Origin of the sequence: Rummeliibacillus sp. NPDC094406, from assembly GCF_044763875.1 — a bacterium.
In the GTDB taxonomy this organism is placed as follows: domain Bacteria; phylum Bacillota; class Bacilli; order Bacillales_A; family Planococcaceae; genus Rummeliibacillus.
Genome location: NZ_JBIWGZ010000001.1, coordinates 94,128 through 120,143 on the forward strand (window position 1 = coordinate 94,128; position 26,016 = coordinate 120,143).

19 protein-coding genes are annotated in these 26,016 nt (G+C 32.8%); 15 read left to right on the forward strand and 4 right to left on the reverse strand.

Annotation, left to right across the window (positions count from 1 at the left end; translation table 11 throughout):
• Nucleotides 1-12 precede the first annotated feature (12 nt).
• Both ACIQ4I_RS00445 and ACIQ4I_RS00450 read left to right on the forward strand, forming a co-directional pair.
• Complete coding sequence (locus tag ACIQ4I_RS00445) at nt 13-1,008, forward strand: hydroxyacid dehydrogenase (protein ID WP_403091804.1); 996 nt, start codon at nt 13-15, stop codon at nt 1,006-1,008.
• Between the two features lie 10 nt (nt 1,009-1,018).
• On the forward strand, nt 1,019-2,095 hold the full coding sequence (locus ACIQ4I_RS00450) for a tartrate dehydrogenase (RefSeq protein WP_403091805.1): 1,077 nt from the start codon (nt 1,019-1,021) through the stop codon (nt 2,093-2,095).
• A 31-nt stretch (nt 2,096-2,126) separates the two neighbouring features.
• Here the strand turns inward: ACIQ4I_RS00450 and ACIQ4I_RS00455 are convergent, their stop codons facing one another.
• Nucleotides 2,127-3,338, reverse strand: coding sequence for a CdaR family transcriptional regulator (locus ACIQ4I_RS00455; RefSeq protein WP_403091806.1), 1,212 nt, complete (start codon nt 3,336-3,338; stop codon nt 2,127-2,129).
• Between the two features lie 383 nt (nt 3,339-3,721).
• On the opposite strand from ACIQ4I_RS00455, the gene ACIQ4I_RS00460 reads away from it, so the two are divergent.
• The 3 genes from ACIQ4I_RS00460 to ACIQ4I_RS00470 all read left to right on the forward strand — a co-directional run bounded on the left by ACIQ4I_RS00460 (nt 3,722) and on the right by ACIQ4I_RS00470 (nt 7,698).
• A complete protein-coding gene (locus ACIQ4I_RS00460) occupies nt 3,722-4,810 on the forward strand; it encodes an aromatic ring-hydroxylating oxygenase subunit alpha (protein WP_403091808.1) in 1,089 nt (362 codons plus the stop codon).
• Nucleotides 4,811-4,909: 99 nt separating this feature from the next.
• Nucleotides 4,910-6,352 (forward strand): amino acid permease, encoded by a 1,443-nt coding sequence (locus tag ACIQ4I_RS00465; RefSeq protein WP_403091810.1) that lies wholly within the window; start codon nt 4,910-4,912, stop codon nt 6,350-6,352.
• Nucleotides 6,349-7,698: a flavin monoamine oxidase family protein gene (locus ACIQ4I_RS00470; protein WP_403091812.1), complete on the forward strand. Its 1,350-nt coding sequence runs from the start codon at nt 6,349-6,351 to the stop codon at nt 7,696-7,698. The genes ACIQ4I_RS00465 and ACIQ4I_RS00470 overlap by 4 nt, the downstream gene beginning before the upstream one ends.
• Nucleotides 7,699-8,152: 454 nt before the next feature.
• On the opposite strand, the gene ACIQ4I_RS00475 is transcribed toward ACIQ4I_RS00470, so the two are convergent.
• Genes ACIQ4I_RS00475 through ACIQ4I_RS00485 form a run of 3 tightly spaced genes read right to left on the reverse strand, consistent with a single transcriptional unit; the run spans nt 8,153 to nt 11,823 of the window.
• Complete coding sequence (locus ACIQ4I_RS00475) at nt 8,153-9,622, reverse strand: sodium/proline symporter (protein WP_403091814.1); 1,470 nt, start codon at nt 9,620-9,622, stop codon at nt 8,153-8,155.
• 41 nt (nt 9,623-9,663) lie between these two features.
• Nucleotides 9,664-10,629 (reverse strand): ornithine cyclodeaminase family protein, encoded by a 966-nt coding sequence (locus ACIQ4I_RS00480; RefSeq protein WP_403091816.1) that lies wholly within the window; start codon nt 10,627-10,629, stop codon nt 9,664-9,666.
• A gap of 30 nt (nt 10,630-10,659) precedes the next feature.
• Nucleotides 10,660-11,823, reverse strand: a complete 1,164-nt coding sequence (locus ACIQ4I_RS00485) for an NAD(P)/FAD-dependent oxidoreductase (RefSeq protein WP_403091817.1) — start codon at nt 11,821-11,823, stop codon at nt 10,660-10,662.
• A gap of 1,392 nt (nt 11,824-13,215) precedes the next feature.
• Here ACIQ4I_RS00485 and ACIQ4I_RS00490 point away from each other — a divergent pair.
• From ACIQ4I_RS00490 to ACIQ4I_RS00535, 10 genes are all read left to right on the forward strand, one after another.
• The gene (locus ACIQ4I_RS00490; protein WP_403091819.1) at nt 13,216-13,806 is read left to right on the forward strand and encodes a peroxidase-related enzyme; all 591 of its coding nucleotides are present in this window, start codon (nt 13,216-13,218) and stop codon (nt 13,804-13,806) included.
• A gap of 878 nt (nt 13,807-14,684) precedes the next feature.
• Complete coding sequence (galU, locus tag ACIQ4I_RS00495) at nt 14,685-15,566, forward strand: UTP--glucose-1-phosphate uridylyltransferase GalU (protein ID WP_403091821.1); 882 nt, start codon at nt 14,685-14,687, stop codon at nt 15,564-15,566.
• Between the two features lie 140 nt (nt 15,567-15,706).
• Nucleotides 15,707-16,918 carry a DegT/DnrJ/EryC1/StrS family aminotransferase gene (locus ACIQ4I_RS00500; RefSeq protein WP_403091822.1) on the forward strand — a complete coding sequence of 404 codons (1,212 nt, stop codon included), beginning with the start codon at nt 15,707-15,709 and terminating at the stop codon, nt 16,916-16,918.
• A gap of 106 nt (nt 16,919-17,024) precedes the next feature.
• Nucleotides 17,025-17,711 (forward strand): sugar transferase, encoded by a 687-nt coding sequence (locus ACIQ4I_RS00505; RefSeq protein ID WP_403091824.1) that lies wholly within the window; start codon nt 17,025-17,027, stop codon nt 17,709-17,711.
• Nucleotides 17,712-17,737: 26 nt separating this feature from the next.
• A complete protein-coding gene (locus ACIQ4I_RS00510; protein ID WP_403091825.1) occupies nt 17,738-18,739 on the forward strand; it encodes a glycosyltransferase family 2 protein in 1,002 nt (333 codons plus the stop codon).
• A complete protein-coding gene (locus ACIQ4I_RS00515) occupies nt 18,729-19,715 on the forward strand; it encodes a glycosyltransferase family 2 protein (RefSeq protein WP_403091827.1) in 987 nt (328 codons plus the stop codon). Before ACIQ4I_RS00510 ends, ACIQ4I_RS00515 begins: the two co-directional genes overlap by 11 nt.
• Complete coding sequence (locus ACIQ4I_RS00520) at nt 19,708-20,913, forward strand: O-antigen ligase family protein (protein WP_403091829.1); 1,206 nt, start codon at nt 19,708-19,710, stop codon at nt 20,911-20,913. The genes ACIQ4I_RS00515 and ACIQ4I_RS00520 overlap by 8 nt, the downstream gene beginning before the upstream one ends.
• A gap of 102 nt (nt 20,914-21,015) precedes the next feature.
• Nucleotides 21,016-22,131 (forward strand): glycosyltransferase, encoded by a 1,116-nt coding sequence (locus ACIQ4I_RS00525; RefSeq protein ID WP_403091831.1) that lies wholly within the window; start codon nt 21,016-21,018, stop codon nt 22,129-22,131.
• 151 nt (nt 22,132-22,282) lie between these two features.
• Nucleotides 22,283-23,245 carry a glycosyltransferase family 2 protein gene (locus tag ACIQ4I_RS00530; protein ID WP_403091833.1) on the forward strand — a complete coding sequence of 321 codons (963 nt, stop codon included), beginning with the start codon at nt 22,283-22,285 and terminating at the stop codon, nt 23,243-23,245.
• Nucleotides 23,242-25,953 carry an oligosaccharide flippase family protein gene (locus ACIQ4I_RS00535; RefSeq protein WP_403091835.1) on the forward strand — a complete coding sequence of 904 codons (2,712 nt, stop codon included), beginning with the start codon at nt 23,242-23,244 and terminating at the stop codon, nt 25,951-25,953. The genes ACIQ4I_RS00530 and ACIQ4I_RS00535 overlap by 4 nt, the downstream gene beginning before the upstream one ends.
• Nucleotides 25,954-26,016 lie beyond the last annotated feature (63 nt).

Genomic DNA, 26,016 nt, shown 5'->3' on the forward strand with positions numbered 1-26,016 from the left:
AGGGATTTAGGAATGAGTAAACCGCGTGTTCTACAGATTCTCTCTATGTATCATCCTGAAGGAGAAAAGATTTTACAAAAAGGTGCAGAAGTCATACGAACAGACCAGTACAATATTGCTCATTTATGCGAGTGCGTAAAGGATGTAGAAGGTATTGTCCTCAGGGCACCAGCAAAAATTACGAAAGAAGTAATTGATGCGAATCCTAACCTAAAAGTAATTTCAGGCGCAGGTGTCGGACTAGATAATATTGATGTAGAGTATGCCACAAAAATGGGAATCCCAGTTCTACATGCACCTGCTGTGAATAAGAGATCGACAGCGGAACATACCGTCATGTTAATCATCGCATTAGCAAAATCAGTAATTCCCTTCAATGAAAATATGAAAAATGGTAATTATAATTCACGTATGTCTATTAAATCTTTCGAATTAAAAGGCAAAAAAGTAGGATTAATCGGATTTGGGAATATTGCACAAGAAGTTGCGAAAAGCCTAAAACTTGGATTTGATATGGATGTTACAGCGTGGGTTAGAAAATACAAACATGAAAAACATAAAATTGCTAACCAATTAGGAGTTAAAATAAATACAAATATGGACGAGGTATTTCGTCAGAGTGACTTTATTTCAATTCATATTCCGTTAAATGATCAAACTAGATATTCTATTGATCAAAGATATTTTTCCTTAATGAAACCATCTGCTTATTTGATTAATACAGCTCGTGGAGCAATCCTAAATCAAACAGATTTATATGATGCATTAAAAGAAGGGGAAATTGGTGGAGCAGGTCTTGATGTATTTGACCCAGAACCCCCTGAAAAAGATCTTCCACTCTTAAGCTTACCAAATGTTATTGTTACGCCACATGTAGGTGGAACAACAGTTGAAAGTAATTATATCATGTCATCTACGGTAGCTGAGAATGTAATAAGAGTATTGACAGAAAAACGCCCTAAATATATTGCTAATCCAGAAGTACTGAACACAATTAAACAAGAATAGGAGAATGATGATGGACCATTATTCGCTCGCTTTAATACCTGGAGATGGGATTGGAGTAGATGTTGTCAGAGAAGGAAAGAAAGTATTAGATACGATTTGTAATATTCATGGAGGGATCTCGTTATCCTATACTGAATTTGACTGGAGCTGTGAATATTATGCAAAACATGGAAGTATGATGCCAGATGATGGTTTGGAGAGATTAAAGGACTTTGATTCAATATTTCTTGGGGCTGTGGGCTATCCAGGCGTACCAGATCATGTGTCGCTTTGGGGGCTACTGTTACCAATAAGAAGACAATTTCAGCAGTATATCAATTTGCGTCCTGTGAAACTATTAAAGGGAATTCAGTCTCCATTAGTAGGTAAAACTTCCGAAGACTTAGACTTTATTGTTATTCGAGAAAATAACGAAGGCGAGTACTCGAATATTGGTGGTCGTATGTATGAAGGAACTGATATGGATATGGCTATCCAAAATAGTGTTTTTACACGAAAAGGAGTAGAACGGGTTTTAAGATATGCCTTTGATTTAGCTCAAAAGAATGGTAAAAGAGGGCACGTTACAGCTGCTACTAAATCAAACGGTATTAATCATACAATGCCGTTCTGGGATGAATATGTTCAGAAAATTAATCAAGAATATCCAAATGTAACAAGCAATACCGTTCATATTGATGCACTTGCAGCTTTCTTTGTAAGTAAGCCAGAAACGATGGATGTTGTAGTTGCTTCCAATCTTTTCGGAGATATTCTGACGGATTTGGGAGCAGCTATTGTTGGGGGGCTTGGTATTGCACCATCTGCTAATATTAATCCTGAAAAGAAATACCCTTCGATGTTTGAACCCGTTCATGGATCTGCTCCAGATATCGCAGGAAAGGGAATTGCTAATCCACTTGCCTCCATTTGGTGTACGAGTATGATGCTTGATCATTTAGGACATCCAGAATCAGCAAAGGCCATCATCGAGACGATGGAGGAAGTACTTCAAGAAAACGTAGTAACACCAGATCTTGGTGGGCAAGCAACAACGGAACAGGTAGGAGATACCATTTGTGAGATGTTAAAAACAAAGCTCGGTTAGGCAAATTGAGTACAAAAAAAGCGGCAGATAATTAGCCGCTTCTTTTCTTGGATTCTTCATAACACTGAATAGCAGTAAATAATAGCATACAATGCTCAAAACTATTTGTATTTAGTGATGTGATTTCTCTAATTTTTTCTAACCTATAAATTATCGTGTTTCGATGAATATAGAGATTACGGGATGCTACGCTTAAATTCATATTGCATTTACAGAATTCAATAAAAGTAGAAGATAATATTTCATAATTGTCATGTTCAATTAAAGATGTAATACTTCGTAATAACTTTACCTGGTATGTCGGATTCAACTCTTTTGGAAGCAGCCATAACAAAGTTTCGAGTTCTTTGTACACATAGATTCCCGTACCTTCTTCAAAGCTTACTCCTAAGTTCATAGCTTTAATGGCATTATTATAGGATTCAATAATACCCCTGATTCCAGTATTTCTATCCCCCACAGATATAGAGACACTAGCAGGATATTTCTTTTCTACAAAAGTATTTAACTTCTTGAGATTTTCATCTAAACTCGCTATTAAAGATGAATATGATTGTTTATAAGGGAGCGATTTAATGACAATAAAACGCTCGAAATCTAATAATGAGATAATATCATCTTTACATTCATGGAAAATCAAATTCAAAAATCCTAAAACATCTTTTTGGAAATACTGGAATGTACCAAAAAATTCATCATTTACTTTCTTGGATGGCAAACTTTGTGCATAACGATTAATCTTGATAACCAGGCAAACTCTATCTTTCTGTAAATCAAATTCTAGAAGATTGGCATATTGATGAATATGATCCGTTTCGTTTGTTTCTTTTTCGTTATAATTGATTAATTGATGAACAAACATTTCTATCATTTTTTCCTTAAGCTCTAGCATCTCATTTCGGAAGGCTTCTTGGCATAACATTTCTACTTGATTTTTGACAAGTTGTACATATTTTTCGACCTCTCGAGGAGAACCAACGATTCCAAGAACCCCGATCACTTTATTATTAAACTTGATTGGTGTAGAAACACCTGGAAGGATTTTCTTCTCAACCTCAGTCGTACAATCTACTATTTCATTTTTTTTAATAACTTCTAAGGAGGGCTTATGAAAAATACCTATTCGACTTTTATCGGTAGAGCCAATAATGATTCCCTCATTGTCTGTAATGCTAATAGGGAATTTTAGGATTTCACTAGCCTTTTCTACAATTTTCTGTGCATTATGTTCAAGTATTTTCATACAAAATCTCATTCCTTTCATAATATAAAGACTTTAAAAAAAGGTAAGATGAAAAAATGTAATAAATATCAACCTAGTATATGTCTTAGAAAATAAGTTATTTCTAACGTTATCGTAATCTGATTATTCTAAAATTTATCCTCTTAATTATAAAGCAATATACAATTATATGTAAAATTAGAATAGTTGATAAAATCGTTATTAATTTCGATTTTGCTTCTGTGTTTACCATATTAGTTTAGTAAAAAATAACAAAATTTCATGATGATACACTTTTATTTTTGGGTGTTTTATACATATAATTCTGAATATTTTTAATATAAGATTAATTTATTTCCAATACCAAATTTGTTGCGAATAATATCTGAGGGGGGTAAATCTATTTGGACAAAATAGAAGTAAGAGTAAGTGAGAAGATTAGTGAAGCTTATACGCTACCATCTTGGCTCTATACAAAACCTGAAGTACTAGAAGTAGAGAAGAGAGAAATCTTTTGCAAAACATGGCAGTATGTTGGACATATGAGCCAATTTACGAAGCCAGGGGATTATATTACAACAGAAGTTGCAGGTCGCCCGATTATTGTTAATTACGGTAAAGACGAAAAACTTCGTGCTTTCTACAATGTTTGTTCCCATAGAGCGGCAAAACTTGTTGAAGGTGAAGGGAATAAGGCAGTTTTTACTTGTCCATATCATGGGTGGACATATCGTACAGATGGATCTCTTCTTAGAGCACCAAATATGAAAGATTGTGAAAGCTTTGATCATCAAGATTTTTGTCTTAAGAATATACAACTTGAAGTTGTCCAATCTTTTGTTTTTATTAATTTAGATCCTGAAGCTCCATCTATGACCACCCAATTTCCTGACTTATTCGACCATGTAGAAAAATATGATATCGAAAATTTTAAGAGAGTCCGAGTAAAGGAAACAATTTGTAAATCGAATTGGAAAATTGGAATTGACAACTACCTTGAATGTGATCATTGCTCACTCGTTCATAAAACGCTTGTTTCTAAGCTTGATATGAATCTATACGACATCGCAATGTATGATTATTATTCGTATCAGGGCACTCCACTAAAAGGAAAGACAAGCGATTTTGGGTTAGGTGAAGGTGGGAGATATTACTGGCTGTATCCAAACACTTGGTTTTCATTTGACCCGGGTCCAGCAAATCTCTCTATTCACCAATCCATCCCGATTGACCATAAAACAACTAAGTACATTTATACTACTTTCTTTTTAAACGATGAGGTATCTGAAGAAGAGAAAGAATTGCTAGCAATGGATGATCTAGTTAGAAAAGAGGATCTTGATATTTGTGAAGTAGTTCAGCAAGGAATAGAAACAGGTGCTTATAAACAAGGAAGATTTTCACCAACAGAAAATTTAGTCCATCAATTTCATTTACTTTTACAAAAGGATTTAGAAGCAGTACTCCCACTGCAATTATCAAATTCGAAATAACCAAATAGCATTATGAATCACTGAATATCTTATCTACGGCTCAAAATGTAAACGCTTACTATGAACCTTTGAAAATTTCTTCAGAAGGATGGTGAATTTATGGAAAGTAGTAAAGATAACCAGCGACAATTAAAGCGGAAGATGAAAAGCAGACATTTGTTTATGATTTCTTTAGGAGGCATCATAGGAACTGGTCTATTTTTAGGTTCTGGCTATGCGATCGGTGAGGCAGGTCCAACAGGTATCATTTTGGCTTATTTAGTAGGTGGCTTACTAATGTATTTGGCGATGGTATGTTTAGGTGAATTATCTGTTGTAATGCCAGTTTCAGGCTCGTTTCAAGCTCATGCGACAAAGTTTATTGGACCAGCCACGGGTTTTGTTGTTGGATGGGTTTATTGGTTAAGCTGGGCTTTAACTGTTGGACTTGAATTTTTAGCCGCGGGATTATTAATGGATAGATGGTTTCCTGATGTACCTACATGGATCTGGTGCGTTTTCTTTGTGATTTTATTATCTACGATTAATTCACTGACGACGAAATTCTTTGCTGAAACAGAATATTGGTTTGCTGGAATAAAAGTTGTAGCCGTAATCCTTTTTATTGTTGTGGGTATTGCCGCGGTTTTTGGCTTAATTGATCTAAAAAATCAGCCTACTCCATATTTTTCTAATTTCCTTGGTGATGGTTTGTTTCCTGAGGGAATCTCAGGAGTATTCATCTCAATGATGACGGTTGTCTTTGCTTTCCAAGGTTCAGAGATTATGGGGGTTGCAGCTGGGGAAACAGAAGAACCAGAAAAGAGTATTCCAAGAGCTATTCGAACACTTGTTTTCAGGATCTTAATATTTTATGTTTTAGCTATTTTTGTGTTATCCGCTATTCTTCCTTATAAAGAGGCTAGTGTACTTGAAAGTCCATTTGTTACAGTTTTTGATATGGTAGGAATACCCTATGCTGCAGATATTATGAACTTTGTCATATTAACTGCTATTCTTTCAGTTGGCAATACCGGATTATTTGCCTGTACAAGGGTAATGTTTTCGCTAGCTCAAAGTGGAATGGCACCAAAAATTTTAGGGAAATTAAATAAACAGGGTGTACCATCAAATGCATTAATAATAACACTAGCATTTGCTTTGATTTCTTTGCTAACAAGTATCGTAGCAAAGGATACATTATTCGTCGTTTTACTGTCAGTAAGTGGTATTGGCGGTACGCTTACTTGGTTGACAATTGCCGCTTCTCAAATCGGTTTCCGTAGAAAATATGTAAGAAATGGAGGGAAAGTTGAGGATCTAGTATATAGAGTTAAACTCTACCCATTTGTACCTATTCTTTGTATTGCTATGTGCTTATTTATCTTTGCATTCACTGCTTATGACGAAACACAACGTAACTCACTATTTTGGGGATTAGGATTCATTGCTGCATGTTATCTATATTATTATATCGTGTTTAATCGAAGAAATATTAAATTGCCGATAGATACAGAGTTATCAGTAGTTGAAGAAAAAAGTAGGGAGGAAATTATAAATTGAAAAATACTAATTATGATGTAATTATTGTTGGAGGCGGGTTTTCGGGAATAACAGCTGCTAGGGAGCTTAGTATGTTAGGACATAAGGTTCTTGTAATAGAGGCACGTGATCGTATTGGAGGAAGAACATGGGTAGATAACCGCTTAGGTACTCGACTTGAAATGGGAGGCACTTACGTACATTGGCATCAACCTCATGTCTGGACGGAAATAACACGATATGGGTTAGAACTTACAACAGGACCTGATACGCAAAAGGTATACTGGATAGCTGATGGTAAATCATTTTCTGCTCCTGCTAGCGATTTTAAGAATAAGCTTAGAAAAGCAATTGAAAAGTTATTAAAAGAGGGAAATGAATATTTACCACTTCCATTTCAACCTTTACAATCTGAAAAGTTTAGAGAGTTAGATGGTATTTCAGCCGATCAATTTATCAAAACTTTTGATTTAACAAAAGAAGAATATGATATTATTCATGGCTGGATTGCTTCAGATTTTTGTGGAGCACCTGAAGAAGGAGCTGCTACACAAATACTTCGTTGGTGGGCTTTTTCACAAGGAAACTGGGAGACCCAAAGTGCGATGATTTCGACTTACCGTTTACAAAAGGGAACATCAGCGCTAATTGAGGCAATTTCAGCAGATGCAAATGCTGATATACAGCTTTCTACTATTGTAAAAAAGATTGAGCATCAAAAAGATACTGTTAATGTTATCACAGATAGTGGCACTTGCTTCACTGGAAAAGCAGTGATCATAACGGTTCCGCTTACGACTTTGCAAGATATTGTATTCGAGCCAGCGCTGTCTCTAGAAAAACAGGCTGCATCGAAAGAAGGTCAGACAGCTAAGGGTGTAAAAGTTTGGGCCAGAGTTAAAGGAGAATTAGAACCATTCGATGCCCTAGCACCGGGAAATTATCCATTAAATTCTGTTCATCTAGATCGCATGATAGATGGGGACAGTATAGTTGTTGGTTTCGGACCAAGTGCAGTAAAACTCGATCCGAACGACAAAGATGCTGTTGAGCGTGCATTAATGTATTGGATTCCTGATATTGAAGTTGTCGAAAGTACGGGGCATGATTGGGTGAACGATGAATTTTCTAAGGAGACCTGGCCAATGCTGAAACCAAATCAACTAACAACTTACTATGAGGAATGGAACACACCTGAAAACACAGTCTTCTTGGGAGGTACAACATATGCAAAAGGTTGGGCTGGTTTTATAGATGGTGCAATTGAAAGTGGTTTAACTGTCAGCAGAAGAGTTCATAAGTTTCTCTCTGCAGAAGCAGTTAGCTCAATAGAAAAGAACCAATATACAATTGAATCAATTTCATAATTCCACGAGAAAAGCTTGAGCTGAAAGCCCGGTTGGAAAGTAGAAAAGGCACTGAAAAAGTAAAAGTAGATGAAAATTTATTATCAAAATCTTGAATTGATATATTTGTTGATGTGGAATTAGCGAAGACTTCTGCGGGAAAGCGAGTCAGGTGAGACCCCGCAGGGAACGAAGTGAGCGAGGAGGCTCAACGCTCGCCCGCGAAAAGCGAAGCTAATTCCACATAGTGCAGAAAGCAGATTAATACTATTAATATTTGTATTTAAACACTTTCTAGTACCCTAAACGTAGCGCTACTAAGTAGAAGTGTGCTGTGTTGCAATAAGATCTACCTAGATGAGATGAAAGGTCAGTGGTAAGATGAAAATTATTAACACTGACCTTTCACACAGCTGAATACAAATTATAATGGCCTACAAGGATTCTTTAAAAAGAACCTTGTAGGCCTAATTTTTTATACTGCTAAATCATCTATCTTTTCAGTTTGTGCGTGCTCTTTTTGTTTATCTGGGAAAAGCAGACTAAATACTATCCCGAATAATGCAGCTATGATGAAGGTAGTGAATCGAGAACTGATGATCGCATCAAGTGGAGTAGAAATCCAGATTACAGTACTTAAGAAACCAGCAAGGACGGTGGCAATAACACCGATCCCCGAATACCTCTTCCATATAAATGTAAGAATAATAGCAGGCGATAAGGTACAACCAACTCCTGCCCAAGCCCAGCTAACTACCAAGTACACAAGTGATTTTGATGTTAAGGCAATGAGTAAACCCACTAAACCTGCCACAATGATGGTAATTCTCGAAACCTTCACCAGTTGCTTTTCTGTCAACTTCTTCCCCATTGCATTAGTTACAATGTCTTCACTGACGGAGCTAGTCATGACTAAAAGCTGTGAATCAGCAGTAGAGATGATTGCGGCAAGAATTCCTGAAAGTAAAAGTCCGGCTATCCAAGGTGGAAGGAGATCAAGTGCCATATAAGGTAGAATTGTTTCAACATCTGCGAACTGATGATCCTGATAAAGTGTAATAGCGGTAATACCAATTAGAAATGCTCCACAATAGGCTAAAATTGTCCAGACAATCGCAACAATACTACCTGTGTTCGCTTCTTTTTTGTTTTTCAAAGCCATAAACCTGGAACTAAGTTGTGGTTGTCCACCAAGGAAGCCAAAGAACCATGCAAAATTATTAAAGAATAGTAGACCTAATGCAAAACCTGTAACGCCACCTGTCCAAGAGTTAATCTCTGAGCCTGATGAGCTTAACGCATGACTAATTGACAAGTCTCCAGTATAGATATTATAGAGCGCAACAATTGGAAGGATCACTAATGTAGCGAGCATCATAATACTCTGAATCATATCTGTCCATGCGACACTGACAAATCCACCTGCGTACGATAAGAGTATGACAATGATAATACTTAGGATCATTCCAACTGTTGTATGAATACCGAATACTGTGAATAGCGTTTTTCCAGCTCCAGCAATTTGTGCTCCAAAATAGAACATCATAAAACTAAAGATTAGAATGGTTGACAGCCATAAAATTAGTTTTCCGTGAGTTGGAAATCTCTTTGCTAGATATCCTGGAAGTGTCATAACCTGATATTTTTCTGCATCTTGCATAAATCGTTTCGCTAAAAATAACCAAGAAAAAACGATACCTAGCGCTATACCTACAGCTACCCAAATTCCAGATAAACCAGTTGTATAGACAAATCCAGTGTATCCTAAGAGTAACCACGCAGATTCTCCTGTTGCCCGTTCAGAAAAAGCTAACACCCATCCTGGTATTTTCTTACCACCTAGAAGGAAATCAGAATGCCCCATGTCCCTTCGGCTAAAGAAATACCCAACTCCTAGCATGAAAACGCAATAAAGGATAAATTCAACCAAAACAACTGTATTCAAAAAATCATCTCCTTATTTTTGAGGTGAATACAAGCTAAAAGTTACAGATTAACATATTGTCCAATTTGCTGATTCAAAGCTTTTTCATAAATAACATTAGCGACAACCAAATCGAAAAGGGCCATTCCAGTTGATTTAAATACGGTTGGGCGATGTTCTGAAAATGTAGGGTTGATCTTTTGGGTAATCACTTTTGAAAATGAAATGACTTGTGATTCTACTAGCCAATTATGCTGAATAGGGTCAATCACATCACCACTTTCATGAATAGCATCTAATGTATCAACGAATAAAAAATCTAGATTGTTATAAAGTGTCTCTGAAAACTCTCTCATTTGAGGCTGATAAGATCCAATGCCAATAATTAGCTTTCCATTAAAAGCATTTTGAATAGTTGGTAGTACAGGTGAATTTGAGGTTGTTGCTGTTACTATAATGTCTGCTTGATCAACTAACTCTGAAGTACTGCTCACAATATGAATTTCTATTTCTTTAGCTATTTGATTTCTAAGGGCTTGTACAAAGGATGGAAGTTTAGATGATGTCCGATTATATAGATAGATGTCCTTGATATTTCTTACAGTACATGCGGCAATCAATTGATGCAGACCTTGAAACCCTGTACCAATTAAGCCAACAGATTGGGCATTTTCAGGAGCTAAATATTTGATGGCTACCCCCCCGATAGCTCCAGTTCTAATTCCAGTTAAAACAGTACCATTGAGGATTCCTTTAATCGTTCCATTTTCACGATCATTCAGCATCATGACTCCTTGAGTTACGGGATATTCGTGATTATTTGGAAAAACATGAACAATCTTTAGGCCTGTAGAGTCCTTTGCAACACATGGCATTAGGAGCATGGTATTATCTTGATCTGTCATTTGATTTCGTAGGGGCATTTGGAAGTCATTACTTTCATAGAGAACGTAGGCATCTTCAATGGCAAGGATCACATCATTCATCGTAACCGCTTGCAAAATATCTCTTTCATTTAGTATAAGCAATGTATGAATACCTCCTTCCAACCTTATTTGCTATACAATCGCATCCTCTAATACAAGATCATTTTCGGCAAATCGTTCAACTCGAAGTGGTCGTAAATCAATATTTTCATATTTTCCTAAATGAATTAGTTCGGCTAAGCCTTGTCCAACTGCAGGTGCTTGTTGCATGCCATGACCACTAAATCCTAAAGCCATAAAGTAGCCTTTCATCGATGGATGATCTCCGATAATTGCATTATGATCTACGGTATTAAAACTATATAAACCAGCCCAAGCAGATGATATCTTCGCTCTTTCAAAATTTTTCACTCGGTTAGCTAAAATAGGCCACATTTCATCATAGAAAAGTGAACGCTGTACCGTAAAATCGATACCTGGTTTTACATTTTCAGAGTATCCACATAAAATTTTATCTCCTTCATGACGGAAATACACATTTGTTGGATCTACTGTAAGAGGCAATTCTTTCTCTAATGGGGTAGCCGTATCAAACAGAAAAATTTGACGTTTTAAAGGATGAATAGGGAGTGGAATACCGATCTTTTCACTTAGATAAACACCCCATGCACCAGCACAATTAATGACAATTGGCGAATTGAATTCTGTTCCATTAACAAGTCGAACCCCAGTTACTCGATTTTGCTGGGTTAAAATCGTATCAACTTCTTCAGAAATATATTCTACGCCCATCTTTTGAGCATTCTTTTTGAAACCTTGCATGACTGAATATGGATCGAGATAGCCGTCCTCATGGCAATAAAGGCCACCAGCTAAGTCTTCACTTTTTAATTCTGGAATAATGTTAAGTAAATCATTTGCACTCAATACTTCTGAAGGAACGCCGAATTCGTTTTGCAGAACTTTTTGCTTTTCTAAACCAGCCATCATGTTATCTGTTCCTAAAAATAGATAACCTCTCTGGCGAAAATTAATTTCTGAAGGTTCTCCATCAATTTCCATAGTATTCGGGAAGTTTTTGTAAAACTGCAAACTGTAACGACTGATTTGAATATTAATAGCTGTTGTGTATAATTGCCGAATTCCTCCAGCACTTCTAGGAGTGGAAGAGTATTCATAAATAGGATCCTTTTCAAAAACGATAATTCTTCCATCAAAACCAATTTTCCGTAGTGAATAAGCAGTGCTAGAACCCATAACACCACCGCCTACAATGATAATATCAGCATTTTTCATAGAAACCCTCCACATTCTTTATTTTTCGAAAATTAAGATAATTAATTTATATTATAAAAACGAAGTATAAAAAATGTGCAATCTGCACAAATATATGAGCTGAATTGCTAGGGGATTATGAGAAATATAGAAATTAACAAATAAAATTAAGTAACTATGTATATTTATTCGTTAGGCACATTGCACAAATAATTTATTTACAAACTTAACAATTTTAAATATGAAAAGCATTATCTAATAACACAACACGTTTTATCCGTATGGGTTACGCTTCCAATATATTAATTTTGGGAATCCTTATTGTTGTAGTGAATGGGGTACTAATAGCAAAGGTTGGGGTTCCGTCATTCCAAGTGACACTGGCAGGAATACTGATTTTCCGGGGCCACTACTTCAAGTAACAAAAAAACAGGAACAATTATTATTAAAGATGATCAATTTAAGTGGGATGAATTTACTAGGAATCGGCATTTCCTATCAATATATGATTCGCGGTGCAGTATTAGCAGGAGCAGTAATCTTCGATGTGACAACACGTAAGAAACGGGCTTAAAAGTGAAAGAAGAATAGGATAATTGACTTAAAGATCATTTGGTAGACGGTATCAAATGATTATTTATTTTATTGAATTATGAAATTTCATTAAAATAGAGTAGCTAAAAAACAATAAAAATTTCCATTTTAACTATTAAAACGAACAAATGTTTGCTATAATATCGTTATAATAGATTGGTACTCAAGGGTGGTTGGCATACCCCATTTCAAATGACAGCAGACTAACCGCATTCTGTTACGTCTGTATGACCCACATCGTGTGGGCCCGGAGGTGATGCCTATGTCAGTTTCTGAATCATTAATGTTTGCAGTAAGTTTCGCATCATTAGTTGTCACAATTCTGACATTTCGAAATAAAAAATAACCCATCCTTGAGTTAACGGCTCAGATGGGTTATGCCCTATATCAGTCAATCCCCTTGAGGGAATCAACTATTATCATTGACCATTTGGTGCTCCAACATCAAATGGTCTTTTTTAATTTATTCAATACCTAATACTAATATACTTTTAAATTACGGTTTTTTCAAGTCTGAATATGTCGAAATAGTTTAATGGAACTATTTAAGGAACGAAATGGTTCTTTCATTTGCTCTTGCATCTCACATATCATTTAAATCCTATTAAAATAGTTTGTTTTATTGGTTAAAATAATTTATATTTTAAATAGAAGAATTTTCAGATAATAAAAAGGAAGGACAAATTGCAATTAGCTTTGTAGTTTTGAAGAAAATTAAAAGGGAAAACACATAAATAAGTAGAAGACTCATATTTATATAGAAGAGTTGAGTATTCCAGCGATAAATTTTGTGTTTGCATGATGAAAGGGGAGAAATTTATGACAAAGGATGATAAAAAATATTCTTATTTAGAGAAACCAAATGCGAAAGAGATTCCAGTAGATTTGCAGAAAGAGTTTGAAGCAGCAATTGATGGGCAAATGGAGCAACAGGGGTTTTTTAATCATTTATTAAAAATATTGCCACTAAACGCACATCAATATAAAGGCTTTTTAAATCTCAAAGAGTCTTTATTTAATCCAGAAACTTGTTATTTAAGTAATATCGACAAAGAGATGATCGGCCTTGTCGTGTCATCTACAAATTCCTGCAATTATTGCCTGACCACTCATGGCGATGTGCTACGTGGATTGACAAAAAATCCTGAATGGGTAGATAAATTAACCTATAATTATCGATCAGCGGAATTAACAAAGAAGCAACGGGCACTATGTGATTACGCCTATCGAGCAACTAAGAATGTAGCAGAGCTAACTCCTGATGAAATAGACAAACTAAGAGCAGTAGGGTTCAATGACCATGAAATTTTGGAAGCAGCATTTGTTTCAGGATTTTTCAACTATACCAACCGCTGGGTAAGTACAATAGGAGCAATACCGAATCCGAGGCATTATTCACATAACAGATAAAACAGATGCACAATGTAGGAGTCATTGTGCATCTTTTACATTCAGAATAACTTAAACAAATATCCTCTAAAAAAACTAAACAAAAAAATTTAGTCAAAAATATTTTTATTAATAGAGAATATTTTATGATAATAGTCATATGTTTTATGTAGAACTATTTCTTCACGACTCTCCAAATATCACAGATTTTTTGCCAATTAAGTAAAAGGTCAATGTACATTAATTTCCATATGCTTAAACCAACAATTCATCGCATATATCAAATAACATATTCTGCAAAATTCGATTTCCTCCAAATCAAGTGACTTTGGCAAAATAATCAAAAAAGAATATTATGATCTTTCATCATACTACACCCCACAGATTGTAAAACACTATATTCAATACTTAAAAAATCAATTGACTTGATTATTTTGTCGTTTTCAACACTAGCTATAATAAACGCAGTAACTTTTAGCTGACTAGGGAAGACAATGTAATCCTTTAGATAAAGTAAAAATCATCAATTAATACGAAAATACTACTGGGATTTTCTTAGAAAAAGATTTTAGGCTTCATACTCATCAACTAAACAAAGGTCAATCGTAACATTAGTAAATTTATTGTCGCTGATGGATGAAATAGGTTATATGAATCGATAATAGTGCTCATTATTACTTTTAAAAAAGGATATTTCCAACTAATAGAGGAATGTAGTGCAACAAGTGTGAAAATAATTAATTCTAATAATACATTATATTTACAGCGAAATCTTTATTCATAATATCCGTAATGAGCGCTTATTAATAAAGTGTCAATGAATTGAATAAGTTATAGATTTTTAGGAAACGACGTAAATATATTAACAAACTAATTCGAATGGTTAAGAGGTGTGAAATTTGAAAAAAATAAAAAAGGCAATCATCCCAGCTGCAGGTTTAGGTACTCGCTTTTTACCCGCAACCAAAGCCATGCCGAAAGAAATGCTTCCAATCGTAGACAGACCTACGATTGAATACATCGTTGAAGAAGCGATCGAATCAGGAATTGAAGATATTATTATTGTTACCGGTAAAGGTAAACGTGCAATTGAAGACCATTTTGATCGTAATTTTGAATTGGAAGATAATTTAATGAAAAAAGGAAATTTTGAACTTTTAGATAAAATCAATCAATCTTCAAGAGTAGAAATTCACTATATAAGGCAAAAAGAACCAAAAGGTTTAGGCCATGCTATCTGGTGTGCTCGTAATTTCATTGGCGATGAACCTTTTGCAGTATTACTTGGTGATGACATTGTTCAAGCTGAAAAACCATGTTTGAAACAATTAATTGAACAGTATGAGGAGACTGAATTGCCCATTGTGGGCGTACAAAAAGTTTCTGATGAAGAAACGCAGCGTTATGGAATTATAGATCCTAGATTGATGGACGGGAGAAGATATCAAGTTGATACCTTTGTAGAAAAACCAGCCCTAGGAACAGCTCCTTCTAACTTAGCCATCATGGGCCGTTACATCTTAACACCTGAGATTTTTGAATTCCTCGACAAACAAGAAAAAGGTGCCAGTGATGAGATTCAGTTAACAGACGCAATTCAAAAATTGAATGAAGTTCAAACCGTATATGCATATGATTTTGTGGGGAAGCGATATGATGTAGGGGAGAAGTTGGGATTTGTAAAAACAACGATTGATATGGCTTTGAAAAATGATGAGATAAAGGAAGAATTAATAGAATATCTAATGCAAAAAATAGAAAATTTAAAACTAAAATCTTAGAACAAGTTAAGGGATATTCATTAGATTCTGTAGGTACTTATTATTTTGTGATAATAAATAACTAATCATATTTTCAAATAATAATATTCACGTTCAAATTATTTTATAAAAGATGAAAGTCTAAAGCGAGGTAGAAATAAATGAAAACTTTTACTAGAAATATTCCATTTTCACCACCTGATATTACGGATGCAGAAATTGAAGAAGTTATAAAAACACTGAAGTCAGGTTGGATTACAACTGGTAGAAAAACAAAAGAATTAGAAAAACGAATAGCCAATTATGTTGGTGTGAATAAAGCAGTTTGCTTAAATTCCGCAACAGCTGCTATGGAACTTACTCTTCGTATTCTAGGAATAGGACCTGGTGATGAGGTCATTACTTCAGCATATACCTATACCGCAACAGCTGCAGTTATAAATCACGTTGGAGCAAAAATTATACTTGTTGATAATGCTCCAGATTCATTTGAAATGGATTATTCAAAACTTTCTGAGGCCATTACAGAGAAGACAAAAGCAATTATTTCTGTTGATTTAGCAGGTAAGATGTGTGATTATGATGCGATTTTTGAAATTGTAGAAAATAAAAAGTCATTGTTTAATGCGAAAAATGAGCTTCAATTGATATTTAATAGAGTAATAGTTATGTCAGATTCTGCTCATGCTTTTGGCGCTGAAAGAAATAGCCGGAAATGTGGTCAAGCAGGAGATTTTACTTGCTTTTCTTTTCATGCTGTAAAAAATCTAACAACAGCTGAAGGCGGTGCAGTTGTTTGGCGAAATGATCTTGGTTTAGATGATGAATGGTTATATAAGCAATATATGTTATACAGTCTTCATGGTCAGTCTAAAGATGCACTAACTAAAACAGAAAAAGGTGCTTGGGAATATGATATTGTCAATCTTGCTTACAAGTGCAATATGACCGATATTATGGCCGCTATAGGGTTAATACAGTTAGATAGATATGAAGGTCTTTTATCAAGACGTAAAGAGATTATCGAAATGTATGATAAAGCTCTTATGCCATTAGAAATCCATAGTTTACAGCATTATCAGGAAGATTTTACATCTTCTGGACATCTTTATTTGACAAGGATACCTGGAATCGAAGAAGCCGAACGAAATAATATTATTTTTAGGCTAGCTGAAGCAGGAATTGCATGTAATGTTCACTACAAGCCCTTGCCTTTACTTACAGCTTATAAGAATCTAGGATTTAATATTAAGGACTATCCAAATGCTTTTAGTTTATATAGGAATGAGATTACACTACCACTCCATACGTTATTAATTGATGAGGACGTAGAATATATTGTAGGGAAGATGAAAGAAATTCTTAAAAAATAAGATTTAAAGACAATTTCTATTATTTTGAAGTAATAGACTGATCCAGGTTAGAAGTTTAAAAAATTAATAAATAGCTTTTTATATTATAGAGAGTGGGAATTTATTAATGTTTCTAGAAAAATGGGATGATATTCCAATTGATATTAGAAATGAAAAAGTTAAGCCTTACTATGATTTATTAAATGAAAAAAAAGTGAGCCTTTCTATAAAAAGAATATTTGATATCGTTGTTTCATTGATTTTACTTTTATTACTTTCCCCAATTTTCTTAATAATTAGTAGTTTGATAAAAATTGATTCCAGAGGTCCAGTTTTTTTTCGACAGGTAAGAATAACAAAATATGGACGCAAATTTCAAATTTTAAAGTTCAGAACGATGGTGAATCATGCGGATAAAATTGGCACTCAGGTAACAATATTTAATGATAAAAGGATTACTAAAGTAGGAGCAAAATTAAGAGATTGGAGATTAGATGAAATTCCTCAATTAGTAAATATTCTTCAAGGAGATATGTCATTTGTAGGTACGAGACCAGAAGTTGAGAAATATGTTAAATTCTACAGCGATGAGATGATGGCAACACTTTTGTTACCTGCTGGTGTGACTTCTGAAGCAAGTATTCAGTATAAGGATGAAGCTAAGTATTTAAATGATGCTGAAAATATTGATGAAGCATATGTTAAAAAAGTACTGCCAGAGAAAATGAAATTCAACTTGAGAAGTATTCAGAAATTTACATTCATTAATGACATTTTAACTATAGTAAAAACTATAGTAGCTGTTATCAAGTAGCATGATAATATAGGGGAGAGATTAAAATGACTACAGTTTCATTTATAATTATTGCCTTTAATGAGGAGACAACAATAAAAAAGATATTTAAAGATTTAATCATGCAGGATTATCCCCACAATCTTATTGAAGTAATTCTTGTAGATGGAATTTCAACTGATAATACTAAAAATTTTATGCAAACTTTTTCAAAAGAAGATAATGGATTTGCTAGAGTAATTGTCTTAGATAATCCTAAAAAAATACTACCTTCTGGATGGAACATTGCATTAGAAAATGCTGAAAATGAAGTTATTTTAAGAGTTGATGCCCATGCGAGCATTCCTAAAAACTTTATTTTCCAGAATGTAAAGTGTATAGAAAGTGGAGAAGATATTTGTGGTGGTTATCGTCCGAATATTATTGATGAACAGACACCATGGAAAGAAACACTTTTACTTGCAGAGAAATCGATGTTTGGGAGTAGTATAGCGAATTACAGAAGAAACAGTGAAAAGAGACACGTAAATTCAATATTTCATGGTGCTTATAAAAAAAGTGTTTTTGATAAAGTTGGAAAATATGATGAAAGGTTAGTTCGAACAGAAGATAATGAAATGCATTATAGAATCAGACAAGCAGGTTATAAGATTTGTTTTGATCCTTCCATTATTTCATACCAACATACTAGAAATAGTTTAAGGAAAATGCTTAAACAGAAAAATCTGAATGGATATTGGATTGGTAAGACACTATGGGTATGTTCTAGGTGCTTCTCTATTTTTCATTTCATACCGATGTTCTTTGTACTTGGAATCTTGACTACTGGAATTTTTGCAATATTTGGTTTACCTCAGGTTGCGATTTTATTGTGGGGACTTTATGGATTGTTAAATTTATTTATGTCAACTATATCAATAATAAAGAATCAGAAGTTCCATTTAAATAACTTACTATTACCTATACTATTTTTCTTAATGCATTTAAGTTATGGTGTCGGCACAGTAGTTGGACTAAGCAAGAAAATAGGTGAAGAAATTGAATCCTGAAATAAGCATTATTATACCTGTCTATAATGTTGAAAAATATTTGAATAGATGTATAACATCTATAATTAATCAAACTTTTAAAAACATTGAAATAATACTTGTTAATGATGGTTCAAAAGATTTAAGTGGAGAGCTATGTGATCACATTGCAAAAAGTGATAATCGAATTATCGTAATCCATAAACAAAATGGAGGATCGTCATCAGCAAGGAACGCTGGTCTTAAAAAAGCAAGAGGCGATTATATTGCATTTGTTGACAGTGACGATTGGGTTTCTTTAGATATGTATGAGTATTTATACAAGATAATAAATGAACATAATGCAGATATTGCTCAGGTTTGCGATTATGTTACAGCTAAGAAAACGAAAATTAAAAATAAAGAAATAAAAGAAGTATTAATAAGTGGTAAAGAAAAATTAATAGATTATTTCATTGAAGCTCAATTTTCAGTATGTGTAAGACTTTTTAAAAGAGAAGTTTTTAATGGTATTATTTTTCCAGAAGGAAAGATAAATGAAGATATAGTAACAAATTATAAATTATTGTTAAATTCTTCAAAAATCGCAAAAAGTAATCAAATTATGTATTTCTATTTTAGAAATCCAAGAAGTAATACAAATAGCAAGGTTACTAAAAAGGATAGGGATTTATTAAATGCTTGCTTTGAATTATGTGAATTAACAAAAAATGATATTGAATTAGAAAGGTTAGCTAGAACAAAACTAGCACGATCATATTTTTCATTACTAATGAAAGGATACTTATTTGGAATTGATAAAACATTAAACAAAAAGAAATTCGAACAGTATTGTGTAAAAAAGATTAGAAGTAATTATTTTTTACTTATGAATTCTAACATAGCAATAAACAGAAAAATATTAATTACCTTAAGCATCGTTCATCCTAAACTATTAGAGATACTAGCAATATTATACTTAATAGTTAGGAATAAACAAGGAGTACAATATGAATGAAAAAATAAACATGAATTTTGAAAAGTTATCTATTACTACCATATTGTATTCGATATCATTATTGTTTATATTTACAAACAATCATAATGCACTAATGATAGCAGATTACTATCAACTATTTGTACTGACAATAATAGTCACACTTTTATCAATGACCATTAGAAAAAATCAAATTTTATTGAATAATAGTCATTTAATTATATTAATTTTTTTAATGAATTTTATGATAGTAAATTTATTAACTCCTTTAAAAGTTGATAGAGGATATTTTTTAAGTTATTTATTATACATTTGTTTATATCTTGTAATGACTTTACAAAATTATAATGCTAAAGATATATACAATTTAATATCTGCATATACTCATTCAGCACTTATCATGGCTTTAATGGTTATTTTGATTAGACATAATTATTATGCTGGAGATTTTTCGTATAGATATACTGTTAAATTTAGGGGGAATGAAACAATCGATCCTAATTATTTGGCAGCATATATAGTTATACCTGCCCTTTTTGCCTTTAAAAGGTGGTTAATGCCAGTTAAAAAGAATAAGAAGATATATTATGCCTTTATTACAATTATTATTAGTTTTTCAATCCTTTTGACTGGATCAAGGGCTGCGTTAATTTCCTTATCAATTGGGGCTACTATCATGTTATATTATTATCTTTTTAAGTATAAAAGAGTTACAGTTAATACTTTAATAAAAATTTTTGTAATTATATTAATTTCGGTAGGATTATTATTGATAGCAATAAATATGCTACCCCAAGCAGTTATGTCTAGATTATTTGAATCTTCTTATAATGATGGTAGTAATCAATTGAGAATTTCACATTGGATTGCTGCAATGGATTCAATTGGGGAAAAACCAATTTTAGGTTACGGTGCATTAGAAACTAAAAACATTTTGTTATATTCAATACACCATTATGGAGATGTGCATAGCACAATACTAAGTTTTTGGTTACAAACAGGGTTAGTGGGTTTACTTTGCATCATTCTTTTGTATATAAGAATCTGGATAGCACTAAAAAAATCTATTATTTTGAAAGGGATATTGTTAAGTCACATATTTACTTCTTTAATTATTTCTAGCCAATTAACAATTGGACTTTGGACATTATTAATTTTATTAGAAATGATTATTCATGTAAATAAGAGAGAGAATATAGATTTTATAGATCTTTTATAAAGGGCATTGGATTGCCAATGTAAACCCCGATTCATTAAAAAAATTAATGATTTGAAAATTAGGGAATTTATCTATTTAACATATTGTAAGCGAGGTAATTGAGTGAAAAAAATAAGAATTCTCGTTGTAGGATTATCAAAAAGTATGGGTGGAATAGAGTCACTGTTTATTAATATAGTGAAGTTTAGCTCTAAGAATATAAAATTTGATTTTCTGATATTTGATAGCTCATGTGAATTTGAAAAAGATTTAATAGAAGAAAATTGTAATATATATTACTGCACTAGACGTGGAACTAATCCAGTAAAGAGTGCATTAGAACAAAAAAAATTATTTATGGAAATTGGTAAAAGGTATGATTTTGTATGGAATAATATTTCGAGTGCAAGTGATATTTTAATTTATTCACTTGCAAAAAAGTACACTGATGCAAAAATAATTAGTCATAGTCATGGTGTAAATTTCGAATCGAATAATAATTTAAAAAGGATAATTCATCTTATTTTACACAAATTTAATACTAAAAGTTTAATAGCTAATACAGATTATTATTTTGCCTGTTCAAAATTGGCAGGAAAATGGTTGTTTCCAACTTGTTCTGAAGATCAAATTGTTGAAATTAAAAATGGTATATGTGTAGATAATTTTAAATTTGATGTTTCTACTAGGAGTTTGGTACGTAAGAATCTAGGGATCAGTGATAAATTTGTTTTAGGGAATATAGGAAGATTAAGCAAGGTGAAAAACCAGGTTTTTTTAATTGAACTTATGGAGCAGTTAGTCAAGGAAAATAAGGATGTAATGTTATTGCTTATTGGTAGTGGAGAAGATTATCGATTACTAAATAGTATGGTTATTAAAAAAAATTTGGAACAATATGTACGATTTTTAGGCTTGAGAAATGATGTAAATGAAATTTTGCAAGCGGTTGATGTTTTTTTATTACCCTCATTATTTGAAGGATTCCCTCTATCGTTAGTTGAAGCACAAGCTACAGGTTTAAACTGTATAATATCTGATACTATAACTTTAGATGTAGACTTAACAAATTTAGTTGAATTTAAAAAAGTTGAATCTAATCTAAACGAATGGAAACACTGTATTACTACTTTAAAAATGGATCAGTACAGAAGTAAATATGCAAATAAAGTAAAGTACTGTGGATATGATATAAAGGATACTGTTACTTTTATAGAACGATATTTAACGGAAAAGTAATATAAGGATTTACGAATATCATTCAATTAAAGAAATTTTAACGTTAAAAATAATCGGAAAATTAATAATATTGTGATTTATTAATAAAAATGAAAAGGTATAGGTTTAGGTGTAATTAATAACAATTTAATCAATAGGGAGAATCAAATAAATGGAGAACATTTTAGTCAGTATTAGCTGTATTACGTATAATCATGAAAAATATATAGCAGATGCAATTGACAGTTTTTTAATGCAAGTAACAAATTTTAATTATGAAATTTTAATTCATGATGATGCTTCTACTGATAGGACGGCAGAAATAATTAAAGAATATGAGAAGAAGTATCCCGATATAATTAAGCCAATTTATCAGATCGAAAATCTATATTCAAAAGGGATCTCAGTTATTCCATTTAATATAAATAGGGCAAAAGGGAAATATTATGCACTCTGTGAAGGTGACGATTTTTGGACAGATCCATATAAACTACAAAAGCAAGTAGACTATATGGAAAATCATCCTGAATGTAGCCTATGTGTTCATGGTGGTTATGTTGTTTCTGCATCAGATAAAAAGGTCCAATATACTAACCGCCCTAATAAAGGAAATAAAATTTTTAATGTTGATGAAATAATTGCAGGTGGCGGTGGGCTTTTTCCAACGAATTCTATGTTTTATCCAACGGATTTTGCACGAAATAGGCCTTCATTTTTATTAAATGCACCTGTCGGTGACTATCCTTTGGCTATAAATTTATCATTGTTGGGTACTGTATTCTACAACGATGAATTAATGTCAGCCTATCGAGTTGGAGATGAAGATTCTTGGACTGCTAGAAATTTATCAACTCCTGAAAAAGAGAAAAAGCACATCGATGAAATTGCAAATACGTTAGATGAAATAAACCAATATACAGATTATAAATATGAAGAAACTATTAATTGGACTAAGAATTATAATCGGTTCTATCTTTTATTAAAGCATCGAAAGTTTAAAGAAGCTAAAAAGGGAGAATTTAAAGACATATACTTAGAATTAGGATTTCGAAGAAAGATAATTGTTTTTTTTGATCAATATTTCCCTAACATATTAAAATCACTTAAATCAGCAAAAAGGCAGTTGATTAGATGAATGTTGAAATAACAAAAACTAAAGTAATTTCTTCACTCTTGTGGAAACTGTTGGAGCGTGGAGGAACACAAGGTATTCAATTCATTGTTACGCTAATTTTAGCTCGTCTTTTATTGCCAGAAGATTTTGGGTTAATAGTGCTTATAACTATTTTTATTTCAATAGCAGGAATTTTTGTGCAAAGTGGATTTAACACCGCACTAATTCAAAAGAAAGACGCAGATGAAGTTGATTTTTCATCTATCTTTTATTTGAGCTTAATTGTTGCATGCGTTCTATATTTAATTCTTTTTATTACAGCTCCTTTCATCGCTTCTTTCTTTGAAAAGCCAGATTTTTCATCTGTACTTAGAGTTTTATCATTCTCTTTATTTTTAGGGGCATTCAACTCAATCCAGGTAGCAATTATCGAACGAAATTTGCAATTTAAAAAACTATTCTTTAGTAGCTTTGGTGCTATTGTTGCTTCTGGAATAGTTGGGATTGTCATGGCATACGCTCATTTGGGAGTATGGGCTTTGGTTGGGCAACAATTAACGAATCAGTTGATCGTTTTGATTATTTTATGGTTTACATTAAAATGGAGACCCAGATTAGTATTTTCAATTAAAAGAATTAAAAATTTATTCGCTTTTAGCTGGAAGTTGTTAGCAGCGGCTTTATTAGATTCATTATATTTTAACTTATGTAATCTTATAGTTGGAAAGTTGTTTAGCCCCACTATGCTTGGTTTTTACAATAGAGGAGAACAATTTCCAAATCTTATTGTTACTAACATAGATGGATCAATCCATTCGGTTATGTTTCCTACTTTATCATCATACCAAGATAATGTGCAGAGGATTAAAGAAATTATACGCAGATCAATTATGACAAGTTCATTCTTAATATTTCCTACTATGGTTGGACTTGCTATTATTGCAGATCCATTAGTAAGGCTTTTATTAACTGAAAAGTGGTTACCTGCAGTCCCATTTTTGCAAATATATTGTGCTATTTATGCATTATGGCCTATCCACACTACCAATTTACAAGTAATAAATGCTTTAGGGCGAAGTGATTTATTTTTTAAAATCGAAATTGTAAAGAAAGTACTTAGCCTAATTATTTTAGCGATAAGTATCCCATTTGGTATATTTGGAATAGTTTGGGGAGGAGTTGTAAGTGGAATATTTTCAACTTTTATTAACACCTATCCTAATATAAAGCTTATTAACTATGGCTATAAAGAACAATGGAGAGATATAATGCCATCGCTTTTTTTATCACTTGTGATGGGAACGGTTATATACACTATTAATTGGTTTGAAATTCCAGCTTTATTAAAGATTATTATTCAAGTAATTGTAGGAATTATATTGTATCTATTATTAGCCAAGGTACTAAAAATGGAATGTTTTACTTATCTATTATCTACTTTGAATGAAATGTTAAGAAGTAAAAAGAAAACAAAAATAATAAATAAAGAGGTGCAAAAAATGAAAAGACTGTTAGTATTGAATGGAAACTATACCCAAATTCCAGCTATTAAAAAATCAAGAGAAATGGGGCATTATGTAATCACTTGTGACAATTTAGAAGAAAACCCAGGTCATAAATATGCACATGAATACCACAATGTTAGCTATACCGATAGAGAAGGTGTATTAGATTTAGCAAAATCTTTAAAAATAGATGGTATCGTTTGTTTTGCAACTGATGCAGCAGCTCCGACAGTTGCTTATGTTGCCGAAAAACTAGGTCTTCCATCAAATCCATTTAAATCTGTTGATATTATTACGAATAAGGATAAATTTCGATTGTTTTTGGAAGAAAATAATTTTAGCGTTCCGAAAGCTGGAGGGTATAACACTTTTGAAGAAGCTAAAAATGATTTTCATAACTTTAAAATGCCAGTAATGATAAAACCTGTTGATTCTTCAGCAAGTAGAGGAGTTTCAAAAATAGATTCAATTGACCTTCTTCAAGAAAAGGTGGAAAATGCTTTAAGCTTTTCATTAGTCAAACGTTTTATTATTGAAGAATATATAGAAAAGCAGGGTTATCAGGTAGAAGGAGATGTATTTTCTGTGAATGGTAAATTAGTATTTCACTGTTTTGCTAATGGACATTTCATAGCAAAATATTTAAATCCAGTTAATTCATTTGCAGCGACTGGACCGAGTTGGCCTTCGACCATGCCTGAACATATTCAGAATAAAATTCATGAAGAAATTCAAAGACTGTTAAATTTATTAGATATGAAAACGGGGCCCTGTAACTTTGATATTCAAATCGACGCTCATGAAAATGTTTATTTTTTAGATATGGGCGCACGAAATGGTGGGCACTTAATTCCATACGTTACAAAATATGCAACAGATGTTGACATGATTGAGTATACAATAAAGGCAGCATTGGGCGAAGAGTGTAGTGATTTAACTATGGTTGAACCAAATGGATATTGGTCTGCCTACTTAATTAATAGTCAGAAAAGTGGGGAATTTAAAGAGGTTAAAATTGATGATCAATTTATAAAAAGTAATATTGTTGAATATGACTTAAAAGTAAAAGCGGGTGATTCAATTTCTGCGTATATTGGTTCTAATGCAATACTTGGGACAATGATATTAAAATTTTCATCAATGGATGAGATGTTAGATAAGATGGATAACATAACTAATTGGGTAAAAGTGATAGTTGAAGATTCATTAGTGACAAACAGTTGAAGATTTTATATTGAGAAGATATTTAATGAATTTATTAGATGAAATTTGTAGTTATATTTAAAT